This is a genomic window from Geodermatophilus sp. SYSU D01036, assembly GCF_054050435.1.
In genome coordinates, this window is the sequence record NZ_JBJGZJ010000008.1 from 87,428 (window position 1) to 98,382 (window position 10,955).

9 protein-coding genes are annotated in these 10,955 nt (G+C 76.0%); 8 read left to right on the plus strand and 1 reads right to left on the minus strand.

The genetic code is table 11. The features are described from left to right. The first annotated feature begins 126 nt into the window (after positions 1–126). Genes ACI8AR_RS10730 through ACI8AR_RS10745 form a run of 4 tightly spaced genes read left to right on the plus strand, consistent with a single transcriptional unit; the run spans position 127 to position 7,473 of the window. Positions 127–1,644, plus strand: a complete 1,518-nt coding sequence (locus tag ACI8AR_RS10730) for an MFS transporter (protein WP_457051010.1) — start codon at positions 127–129, stop codon at positions 1,642–1,644. Further along, positions 1,641–4,367, plus strand: coding sequence for a Na+/H+ antiporter NhaA (gene nhaA, locus ACI8AR_RS10735; protein ID WP_457051011.1), 2,727 nt, complete (start codon positions 1,641–1,643; stop codon positions 4,365–4,367). The genes ACI8AR_RS10730 and nhaA overlap by 4 nt, the downstream gene beginning before the upstream one ends. Beyond that, positions 4,364–6,046, plus strand: coding sequence for an FAD-dependent oxidoreductase (locus ACI8AR_RS10740; RefSeq protein ID WP_457051012.1), 1,683 nt, complete (start codon positions 4,364–4,366; stop codon positions 6,044–6,046). Before nhaA ends, ACI8AR_RS10740 begins: the two co-directional genes overlap by 4 nt. Beyond that, the gene (locus ACI8AR_RS10745; RefSeq protein WP_457051013.1) at positions 6,043–7,473 is read left to right on the plus strand and encodes an ATP-binding protein; all 1,431 of its coding nucleotides are present in this window, start codon (positions 6,043–6,045) and stop codon (positions 7,471–7,473) included. Before ACI8AR_RS10740 ends, ACI8AR_RS10745 begins: the two co-directional genes overlap by 4 nt. 3 nt (positions 7,474–7,476) lie before the next feature. Here ACI8AR_RS10745 and ACI8AR_RS10750 read toward each other — a convergent pair whose 3' ends face one another. Continuing rightward, a complete protein-coding gene (locus tag ACI8AR_RS10750) occupies positions 7,477–8,310 on the minus strand; it encodes an alpha/beta fold hydrolase (RefSeq protein ID WP_457051014.1) in 834 nt (277 codons plus the stop codon). A 59-nt stretch (positions 8,311–8,369) separates the two neighbouring features. Between ACI8AR_RS10750 and idi the strand changes: the two genes are divergently transcribed. From idi to ACI8AR_RS10770, 4 genes are all read left to right on the plus strand, one after another. Beyond that, positions 8,370–8,918, plus strand: coding sequence for an isopentenyl-diphosphate Delta-isomerase (gene idi, locus ACI8AR_RS10755; protein WP_457051015.1), 549 nt, complete (start codon positions 8,370–8,372; stop codon positions 8,916–8,918). A gap of 87 nt (positions 8,919–9,005) precedes the next feature. Next, positions 9,006–9,788, plus strand: a complete 783-nt coding sequence (locus ACI8AR_RS10760; RefSeq protein WP_457051016.1) for a polysaccharide deacetylase family protein — start codon at positions 9,006–9,008, stop codon at positions 9,786–9,788. Positions 9,789–9,896: 108 nt separating this feature from the next. Next, entirely contained in the window at positions 9,897–10,670 is a 774-nt protein-coding gene (locus ACI8AR_RS10765) for an SDR family NAD(P)-dependent oxidoreductase (RefSeq protein ID WP_457051017.1), read from the plus strand. Between the two features lie 11 nt (positions 10,671–10,681). Next, positions 10,682–10,939, plus strand: coding sequence for a hypothetical protein (locus ACI8AR_RS10770; RefSeq protein ID WP_457051018.1), 258 nt, complete (start codon positions 10,682–10,684; stop codon positions 10,937–10,939). Positions 10,940–10,955 lie beyond the last annotated feature (16 nt).

Here is a 10,955-nt window from a genome sequence, read left to right on the forward strand (position 1 = left end):
GGCCGCGACCGCCGGGTCGAGGCTCGCGGCCACAGGCATCCGCCGACGTCGCCGGGCCTCGGAGCAGCGCACTCGCGCTGCCCGGCACCGGTGGGGGATCGAGGTGGCGCTCAGGTGACGTCCCGGGTGCGACCGACCCCGGCGGAGGGCCTGCGGATGGGCACCCCGCAGGGGCGCTGGGTGCTGCTGGCCACCGTCCTGGGGTCGAGCCTGGCGCTGCTGGACGGCACGATCGTCAACGTCGCGCTGGAGCGGATCGGCCAGGACCTCGACGCGGGGTTCGCCGGGCTGCAGTGGACGGTGAACGCCTACACGCTCACCCTCGCGTCGCTGATCCTGCTCGCCGGGTCGCTGAGCGACCGGTTCGGCCGGCGACGGGTCTTCGTCGTGGGCGTCGTCTGGTTCGCCGTCGCGTCGCTGCTGTGCGGCCTCGCACCGAACGTCGAGATGCTCGTCCTGGCCCGGGCCCTGCAGGGGGTCGGGGGAGCGCTGCTCACCCCGGGCAGCCTGGCGATCATCTCGGCGTCCTTCGCCGGGGAGGACCGGGCCGCGGCGGTCGGCGCCTGGTCGGGGCTCGGCGGGGTCGCCGGCGCCGTCGGCCCCTTCCTCGGCGGCTGGCTGGTGGAGTGGAGCTGGCGGGCGGTCTTCCTCGTCAACCTGCCGCTGGCCGTCGTGATCGTGCTCGTCGCGGCGCGGCACGTGCCCGAGACCCGGGACCCCGCCGCCGCGCCGGGCCTGGACTGGAGCGGGACGGTCCTGGTGACCGTCGGCCTGGGCGGGCTCACCTACGCCCTGACCGCCGCCGGCGGAGCCCGGCCGGGATCGGGCGTCTGGGTCTGGGGAGTCGTCTCGGTGGCCGCGCTGGCCGCCTTCGTCGTCGTGCAGCGCCGCTCCCGCCACCCGCTGGTGCCGCCCGTGCTCTTCCGGAGCGTGCAGTTCACCGCGGCCAACGTGGTGACGCTGCTGGTCTACGCGCCCCTCGGGGTGGTGTTCGTGCTGTTGGTCCTGCAGCTGCAGGTGGTGGCGGGGTACAGCCCGCTGCTGGCCGGGACCGCGCTGCTGCCGGTCACCGTGCTCATGCTGCTGTTCTCGGCACGGGTCGGTGCGCTCGCCCAGCGGATCGGGCCGCGCCCGCTCATGACCGTCGGGCCGCTGCTGTGCGCCGTGGGCCTGCTGCTCCTGCTGCGCATCGGCGAGGACGCCTCCTACCTGCTCGACGTCCTGCCCGGGACGGTGCTGTTCGGCGCCGGGCTCACGCTGCTGGTCGCCCCGCTCACCGCGACCGTGCTCGACTCCGCCGACGACCGGTTCGCCGGCGTCGCGTCCGGGGTGAACAACGCCGTCGCGCGGGCGGCCAGCCTGCTCGCGGTGGCCGTCGTCCCGGTCGTGGCGGGCATCGGCGGCGACGACTACGCCGACCCGGACGCGTTCGGGTCCGGCTTCCGCACGGGGATGCTCGTCTGCGCCGGGCTGCTGGTCGCGGGCGCGCTCGTGGCCCTCACCTGGATCCGCCGCCCGCTCCGGGCGGCACCCGCCGGACCCGGCGAGCGGCTGCCGGTCGAGGAGTGCCTGCACTGCGGGATCGCCGCCCCGCAGCTGTACCCGCGCGAGCCCGCGGGGGCAGCGCCGCGGGACGACGCATGACCGCGCGCGACGGCCGGGACCTGCGGCCGGCACCGGAGGGGAGCCTCCGGCCCGACCGGGCCCGCGCGCAGTCGGTCGCCGGGGGCAGGGGCCTGCTGGCGCGGGTGGCGCCGCTGCGGCGCTCGCTGCGCACCGAGGCGGGCAGCGCGGGGCTGCTGCTGGCGGCCACGGTCGTGGCGTTGGTGTGGGTCAACTCCCCGTTCGGCGACAGCTACGCCGCCTTCTGGCACACCGAGTTCGCCGTCCGCCTCGGGAGCACCGAGCTGTCCCTGGACCTGCAGCACTGGGTCAACGACGGGCTGATGGTGTTCTTCTTCTTCGTCGTCGGACTCGAGATCAAGCGCGAGCTGGTCCTGGGGGAGCTCACCGACCGGCGGCGGGCCGCGGTGCCGGCGCTGGCCGCCGTCACCGGGCTGGTGGTGCCGGCGCTGGTCTACGTCGCCTTCACCCTCGGGGACGAGGCGGCCGCCGCCTGGGGCGTGGTCATCTCCACCGACACCGCGTTCCTGCTCGGCGTCCTGGTGCTCGTCGGCCCGGCCTGCCCGGCCCCGCTGCGGCTGTTCCTGCTCACGCTCGCCATCGCCGACGACGTCGGCGCGCTCGGCGTCATCGCGCTCTTCTACACCGACGACGTGGAGCTGCTCCCGCTCGGCCTGGCCGTCGTGGGGCTGGCCCTGATGGTCGGGCTGCGCTACCTGCGGGTCTGGCGCGGACCGGCCTACCTGGTCCTCGGTGTGGCCGTCTGGGTGGCGATGCACGAGTCCGGCGTCCACCCGACCCTCGCCGGTGTGGTCATCGCGCTGTTCACCCCCGCCTACGCCGCGCGACGCGAGGAGGTCGCCGACGCCGCGCGCCTGGTGCGGGCCTACCAGCAGTCGCCCAGCGCGGGGTACGCCCGGGCGGCGCGGCTGTCCCTGGACCGGTCGGTGTCGGCCGGGGAGCGGCTCCAGCAGTTGTGGCAGCCCTGGACCAGCTTCGTCATCGTGCCGGTGTTCGCGCTGGCCAACGCCGGCGTCCCGCTGACCGGCGAGACGCTGCGCGCCGCGGCGACCTCGCCGGTGACGCTCGGCGTCGTCGCCGGGCTGGTCCTCGGCAAGCTGGTGGGCATCCTCGCCGGCGCCGGCCTCGCGGTGCGGCTGCGGCTGGGGGAGCTCGCACCGGGCCTCACCGCGCTGCAGCTGGCCGGCGGCGCCGCGCTGTCGGGCATCGGCTTCACCATCTCGCTGTTCATCGTGGACCTGGCCCTCGCGGACGACGACCGGCTCGGCGACCAGGCGCGGGTGGGCGTGCTGGCGGCGTCGGTGCTGGCCGCGCTGCTGGGCTGGGCGCTGTTCCGGACCGCCGACCGCCGCCGGCCGCCCGGCCCGGCCCGGCCGTCCCGGCTCGACCCGCCCGTCGACCCGGCCCGTGACCACGTCCGCGGACCGGCCGACGCGCCGCTCACCCTGGTCGAGTACGGCGACTTCGAGTGCCCCTTCTGCGGCCGGGCGACCGGCGCGGTGGAGGAGGTGCGCGAGCGGTTCGGCGACCGGCTGCGCTACGTCTTCCGGCACCTCCCGCTGGCCGACGTCCACCCGCACGCCCGGCTGGCCGCCGAGGCGGCCGAGGCCGCCGCCGAACAGGGGCGGTTCTGGGCCATGCACGACCGGCTGTTCGCCGCGCAGGACCGGCTGGCCCCGGCCGACCTGCTCGAGCACGCGGCCGCCCTGGGCCTGGACGTGCAGCGCTTCGCCCGCGACCTCGGGGCCGCCCGGTTCGCGCGGCGGGTGCAGGAGGACGTCGACTCCGCGGAGGCCAGCGGGGTGGCGGGGACGCCGACCTTCTTCGTCCACGGGCGCCGGCACACCGGCCCGCACGACGCCGACTCCCTGGCCGCCGCGCTGCTCGCGGGCGCCGGCGGGAGCCCGGCCGCGGTCCCCGCCGGCGGTGGGGCCGGCGCGCAGGTGGTGCCCGTGCTGGGGACCCGCCGGGCGGACCGGCCGGGGCCCTCCGACGGCCTCCCCGTCCCGCTGCCGGCCGACCTGCCCGAGACGCCGGACCGCTACGGCGCCTTCCCCCGCCTCGACGACGCCCAGGTCGCGCTGCTCTCGCGGCACGGCACCCGCCGCACGTGGCAGCCGGGGCAGACCCTGTTCCGCGAGGGCGACCCGGGCTACGACTTCCAGCTCGTGCTGTCCGGCTCCGTCGCCGTGGTCGAGCACCACGGCCGGCCCGACCAGCGGGTGGTCTCGGTCCACGGCGCCCGGCGCTTCCTCGGGGAGCTCGACCTGTTCAGTGACCGCCCGGTCTTCCTGACCGCCGTCGTCCTGCAGCCGGCGGAGGTGGTCACCGTCCCCGACGCGCGGATCCGGGAGGCGTTCGCGGCGGACCCCGCACTCAAGGAGCTGGTCCTGCGCACCTTCCTCATCCGGCGGTCCATGCTGCTCGAGCTCGCCGCGGACCTGCGCGTCGTCGGGCGGGGCGCCTCGGGCGACACGGCCCGGCTGCGGCGCTTCGCCGCGGACCGCGGGCTCACGGCCACCGTCGTCGACGTCGAGACCGTCGACGACGCCGCCGCGCTGCTCGCCGACCTCGGCGTGACCGAGGACGACCTGCCGGTGGTGGTGTGGCGCTCCGGGCGGGTCCTGCGCCGCCCCACCGACGCCGAGCTCGCCGGACTCGTCGACGACGGGCACGCGCCCGACGGGCCCGCCCCCACCCGCGTCCCCCAGGAGGAACCGTGACCCAGGCCCCGGAGGCCGGCGCCCGCGCCCGGCCCGTCCTGCTCACCGTCGACGACGACCCCGGGGTGTCCCGGGCGGTGGCGCGCGACCTGCGCCGCCACTACGGCGAGCGGTTCCGGGTGGTCCGGGCCTCCTCCGGCGAGGAGGCGCTCGGGGCGCTGCGGGAACTCAAGCTGCGCGGGGACCGGGTGGCGGCGGTGCTCGCCGACTACCGGATGCCCGGGATGAACGGCATCGAGTTCCTCGAGCAGGCGATGGACCTCTTCCCCCGGGCGCGCCGCGCGCTGCTCACCGCCTACGCCGACACCGACGCCGCCATCCAGGCGATCAACCTCGTCGACGTCGACCACTACCTGCTCAAGCCGTGGGAGCCGCCCGAGGAGAAGCTCTACCCGGTCGTCGACGCCATGGTCGCGTCCTGGGAGGCCAGCCCCGACACCGCGGTCGAGGACGTCAAGCTGGTCGGCCACCACTGGTCGGCGCCGTCGTTCGCCGCCCGCGACTTCCTGGCCCGCAACGCCGTCCCGTACCGCTGGTACAGCGTCGAGGAGCCCGAGGGGCGGCGGCTGCTCGCCGCGGCCGGCGCGGGTCCCGACGACGTCCCGGTCGTGGTACCGCCGGGCGGCGAGGCGCTGCTCGCGCCGACCGAGGCCCAGCTCGCCGCCGCGGTCGGGCTCACGGTCGAGCCGAGCACCGACTTCTACGACCTCGTCGTCGTGGGCGGCGGCCCGGCCGGGCTCGGCGCCGCCGTCTACGGCGCCTCCGAGGGGCTGCGCACGGTGCTGGTCGAGCGGCAGGCCACCGGCGGGCAGGCCGGGCAGAGCAGCCGGATCGAGAACTACCTCGGCTTCCCCGACGGCGTCTCCGGCGGGCAGCTGGCCGACCGCGCCCGGCGGCAGGCCGTCCGGTTCGGCACCGAGGTGCTCACCGCCCGCAAGGTGACCGCGCTCGAGGTCCGCGGCTCGGCCCGGGTGGTGCACTTCGCCGACGGCGGCAGCATCGCCGCGCACGCGGTCGTGCTGGCCACCGGCGTCGCCTACCGGACGCTGCCGGCCGCGGGTGCCGACGGGTTCACCGGCCGCGGCGTCTACTACGGCTCGGCGCTGACCGAGGCCGAGGCCTGCGCCGACCAGCCCGTGTACGTCGTCGGCGGGGCGAACTCGGCCGGGCAGTCGGCGGTGTTCTTCTCCCGGCACGCCAGCTGCGTCACGCTGGTGGTCCGCGGCTCCTCGCTGGAGGCGTCCATGTCCCACTACCTGGTGCAGCAGCTGGCCGCGATCCCGAACGTCGTCGTCCGGACCGGCACCACGGTGACCGCCGTGCTCGGCGACGACCACCTGGAGCAGATCGAGCTCACCGACCGCTCCGGCCGGGTGGAGACCGTGCCGACGTCGCACCTGTTCGTCTTCATCGGCGCCGAGCCGCGCACCGACTGGCTCGACGGCGTCCTCGCCCGCGACGAGCGCGGGTTCGTGCTCACCGGCCCGGAGCTGCTCGTCGACGGCGAGCGGCCCCCGGGCTGGCGGCTGCAGCGCGACCCGTTCTTCCTCGAGTCCAGCGTCCCGGGCGTGTTCGTCGCCGGCGACGTCCGCGCGCAGTCGGTGAAGCGGGTGGCCTCCGCCGTCGGCGAGGGCGCCATGGCGGTCACGCTGGTGCACCGGTACCTGGAGGAGCGGTGACCGCGCCCACCCGCCTGGAGCCCGCGCGGCTGCGGGAGCTGTTCCTGTTCACCGACCTGGACGAGGCGCAGCTGGCGTGGGTGGCGGAGACCGGCGACGTCGTCGCGTTCCCCGCCGGCAGCGACGTCTCGACCGAGGGCGAGCCGGCCGAGTGCTTCTACGTGCTCCTGACCGGCACGCTGCGGATGGTCCGGCGGGTGGGCCGCGACGAGGTGGAGACCACCCGCACCGACCAGCCGGGCGTGTTCAGCGGCGCGGTGCAGTTCTACCTCGGCGACCAGGTCCGGCAGGTCTACCCGGCGACGGTGCGCGCGGTCACCGACTGCACCTTCCTGGCGCTGCCCGCGGCCGAGTTCGCCGCCGTGTTCCGCCGCTGGTACCCGATGGCCGTCCACCTGCTGCAGGGCCTGTTCCTGGGCACGCGGAACTCCGAGGAGCTGGTCGGCCAGCGGGAGCGGCTGCTGGCGCTGGGCAAGCTGACCGCGGGGCTCACCCACGAGCTCAACAACCCGGCCGCGGCCGCGTCCCGGGCCACCGCGGCGCTGCGCGAGCGGGTGGCGGGCATGCGGCACAAGCTCGCGCTGCTGGCCGACGGGACCTTCGACGGCTCGCAGCTGCGGCGGCTCACCGAGCTGCAGGAGCGGTTCGTCGCGCGCATCGGCACCGCGGCCGAGCTGACCGCGCTGGAGCGGTCGGACCGGGAGGACGAGCTCGGCGACTGGCTCGAGGACCACGACGTCGACCGGCCGTGGGAGCTGGCGGCGGTGTTCGTCCCGGCCGGGGTGGACACCGAGTGCCTGGAGGCGGTCGTCGACGCCGTCGACGCCGACTTCCTCGAGCCGGCGCTGCGCTGGCTGGCCTACACCGTCGAGACCGAGACGCTGCTCGCTGAGATCCTCGACAGCACCTCGCGGATCTCCCACCTGGTGGGCGCGGCCAAGCAGTACTCGCAGGTCGACCGCACGCCGCACCAGCTCACCGACCTGCACGCCGGGCTGGACGCGACGCTGGTCATGCTCAGCGCGAAGACCGGCCCGGGGATCCGCGTGGTCAAGGAGTACGACCGGTCGATGCCGCCGGTGCCGGCCTACGCCGCCGAGCTCAACCAGGTGTGGACCAACCTCATCGACAACGCCGTCGACGCGATGGCGGGGGAGGGCACGCTCACCCTGCGCACCGCCGTCGACGGCGACAACGCCGTCGTCGAGGTCGCCGACACCGGCCCGGGCATCCCGGAGACCATGCGGCGCCGGGTGTTCGAGCCGTTCTTCACCACCAAGCCGGTGGGGCACGGCACCGGCCTCGGGCTGGACGTCGCCTGGCGCATCGTCACCAACCGGCACGGCGGGGTGATCAAGGTGCGCTCGGAGCCGGGGAACACCCGGTTCGTGGTGCGGCTGCCGCTGTCCGAGCCGCCGGAGGCCTGAGCCTCAGGCCGCCGCCCGGGTGTGCTCGACGACCAGGGCGGCGGTGCGCTCGGCGGCGAGCTCGGGGATCCAGTGCGGCACGTCCTCGAGCACCTCGAGCCGGTAGGGGCCGCGCACGTGGTCGCGCGTGCGCTCGGTGGCGGCGCGGCCGAGGAACGTGTCGCCGGTGCTCCACACGTGCAGCGCCGGCGCGGTGACCTCGCCGACGGCGTCGCGCGCGCCGAAGGGCACCGCCCGGTACCAGGCCAGCGCGCTCGACAGCGCCCCCGGCTCGCGCATGCGCTCGACGTACCGGTCGACGGCGTCCGTGGGCAGCCCGCCGTTCTCCAGCACGCCGCGCAGCGCCGCGCCGCCGCGGGCGAGCAGCAGCCGCTCGGGCAGCAGGGGGACCTGGAAGGCGGCCATGTAGGACGAGCGCAGCCCCTGGTCGCTGGTGAGCACCGCGCGCGCCACCGCGGCCGGGTGCGGGGTGGACAGCGAGGTCAGCGTGCGCACCCGGTCCGGGTGCCAGGAGCCCAGCGCCCAGGCGACCGCGCCGCCCCAGTCGTGCCCGACGACGTGCGCGCTCTCCAGCCCCGCGGCGTCGAGCAGGGCCAGGACGTCGCCGGCCACCGCGCGCAGCCGGTAGGCCGCCCGCCCGCGCGGCCGGGCGCCCGGGCTGTAGCCGCGCTGGTCGACCGCCAGGGTGCGCAGGCCCGCGGCGTGCAGCAGCGGCGCCATCCGGTCGAAGGCGCTGGCGTCCTGCGGGAAGCCGTGCAGGAGCACCACCGGCTCGCCGCCGGGCGGGCCGTCGTCGCGGACGTCGAAGGTCAGGCCGTCGTTCCGGAACCCCTGCATGCCCCTCCGGTGCCCGCCCGGCGGCTGCCGGAACCCCCGGTATCGGGGAGGATGGGCCGGTGACGGTGACCGCGGCGGAGCTGATCGTGCTGGTCGACGACGACGGGACGCCGATCGGCACCCTGCCCAAGCCGCTGGTGCACCACGGCGAGACGCCGCTCCACCGGGCGTTCTCCGCCTACCTGTTCGCCGACGACGGCCGGCTGCTGGTCACCCGGCGCGCCGCGGACAAGCAGACCTTCCCGGGCATGTGGACCAACACCGTCTGCGGCCACCCCGGCCCCGGCGAGGACGACGGCACCGCGATCGCCCGCCGCGCCGCGCAGGAGCTGGGCCTGCAGGTGGCCGACCTGCGCCCGGCGCTGCCCGGCTACCGCTACCGCGCCGAGTTCCGCGGCGTCGTCGAGAACGAGGTCTGCCCGGTCTACCTGGGCCGCTTCACCGGCACGCCCGACCCCGACCCGGCCGAGGTGGGGGAGTGGGAGCTGCTGGAGTGGGCGGCGTTCCGCCGCCGCCAGGAGGACTCCGAGCGCGACGAGTGGTCGCCCTGGTGCCGCGAGCAGGCGCGCCTGATCGAGCAGGCCGGCCTGGTCCCCGGGAGCCGGTAGTCGCCAGGACACGGACGGTGGCGGGCGCGCCCGGCCGCTCGTGTCGCTGCGCCGGACGCGCCGGAGCGCCCTCCTAGCGTCCGCCGCGTGGACCGCCGGGGCTTCCTCCTCCTGCTCGCCACCGGACTCGCCGGGGCCGCCGTCGGGCGCGGCGCCGCCGAGCTGGACCTGGCGGCACCCGACCTCGTCGCCCCGCCGCCCGCCGCGGCGGCCACCCCGACCGGCCCGGGCGGCCTGGTCGCCGTCCCCGCCCCGGCCGGCGTCGTCGACCAGATCCCCGGCAGGGGCAACCAGCTGGCCCTGACCATCGACGACGGCAGCGACGGCGAGGTGGTCGCGGCGCTGGTCACCCTCGCCCGCGAGACCGGCACCCGGCTGACGTTCTTCCCCAACGGCAGCTACCGCACGTGGGGCGACAACGCCCGCGACCTGTGGCCGCTCATCGAGTCCGGCCAGGTCGCCTTCGGCAACCACACCTGGTCGCACCCGGACCTCACCACCGTCTCCGACGCCGAGGTGGCCGAGGAGCTGCGGCGCAACCAGGAGTTCATGCGCCGCACCCTCGGCGTCACCGACACCCCGTTCTGGCGGCCGCCGTTCGGCTCGCACGACGAGCGCGTCGACGCCATCGCCGCCGACCTCGGCCACCCGACCACCGTCATGTGGAACGGCACCTTCGACGACGCGCGCGCGATCGGCGCCGAGGAGCTCATGGCCGCCGCGGAGCAGTGGTTCGCCGCCCGGGCGATCATCGTCGGCCACGCCAACCAGCCGGCCATCACCACCGTCCTCGACCGGATGCTGGAGCTGATCGAGACCCGGCAGCTGCAGACGGTGACCCTCGCCGACGTCTGGTCCTCCCCGGCCTGACCGCTCCGACCTGCGGGCCGCGCGGACCTCGGCGAGAGTGGCGGGGACGCATCGTGATCACGGTCCCGCTGGTCGTGTACCGGTAGGGGCCGGAGGACGGAGGAACGGGTGGCAGGGGAGCTGAAGGGCCGCGTGGCGCTGGTCACCGGCGGGGCCAGCGGGCTGGGCCGGGCGACGTGCGTGTCGCTGGCCGAGGCCGGCGCGCACGTCGTCGTCGCCGACATCGACGCCGACGGCAGCGAGCGCACCCGCGAGCTGGTGACCGACGCCGGCGGCAGCGCCGAGGTCGTCCCGCTGGACGTCACCGACGACGCCAGCCGCCGCGAGGTCGTGGCCCGGCTCTTCGACCAGCACGGCGACGCCTTCGACGTCCTGGTCAACGTGGCCGGCATCGACCGCCCGGGCTACGTCACCGACATCGACCTCGACGACTACCGCCGCGTCATGGCGGTCAACTGCGAGGGCCCGATCTTCCTCACCAGCGAGTTCGTGAAGCGGGTGCAGCACCTGCCGGAGGGCCGCACCGCCGACGTCGTGCACGTAGTGTCGCTGTCGGCGATCACCTCGGGCAGCGGCGCGATCGCCTACAACGGCTCCAAGGCCGGCTTCCTCAACGCCACCCGCTGCATCCAGCGCGAGCTGCGGGAGAAGGCCGTGACGCTCGAGGACGGCAGCGAGCGCCCCTTCCCGGCGCGGGTCATGAGCGTCATCCCGGCCGCGATGGACACGCCGATGATGGAGCAGTGGGGCATCCCCGGGCACCTGATGATGCCGCCGTCGGCGGTGGCCGACACCGTCCGCACGCTGCTCCTGCTGCACCCCTCGGCCTTCGTGCCGGAGATGCAGGTGGTGCCGCGGCTCGAGCCCAACTTCCCGCGCTGATGGAGGTCCCGATGACCGACCCGGACCTCCCCGACAGCGGCATGGCCTCCGGCTCGGACGCCGGCCAGCCGGGGGAGCACCTCGGCGGCGGCGACCTGCGCCCCGACGAGCAGCGGCTGCTCGCCGAGCTGACGCGCGGCGTCGACGCCCCGACCGACGGCACCGAGGCCGAGGTCCGCGCCGCGGAGGACGAGGCGCCGCTGCCCGACGACGGCGGTCCCCAGGACGACGGCCTGACGGCCGGCTTCTCGGACCCGCCCGCCGGCTGAGTCCGTGCACTTCCGC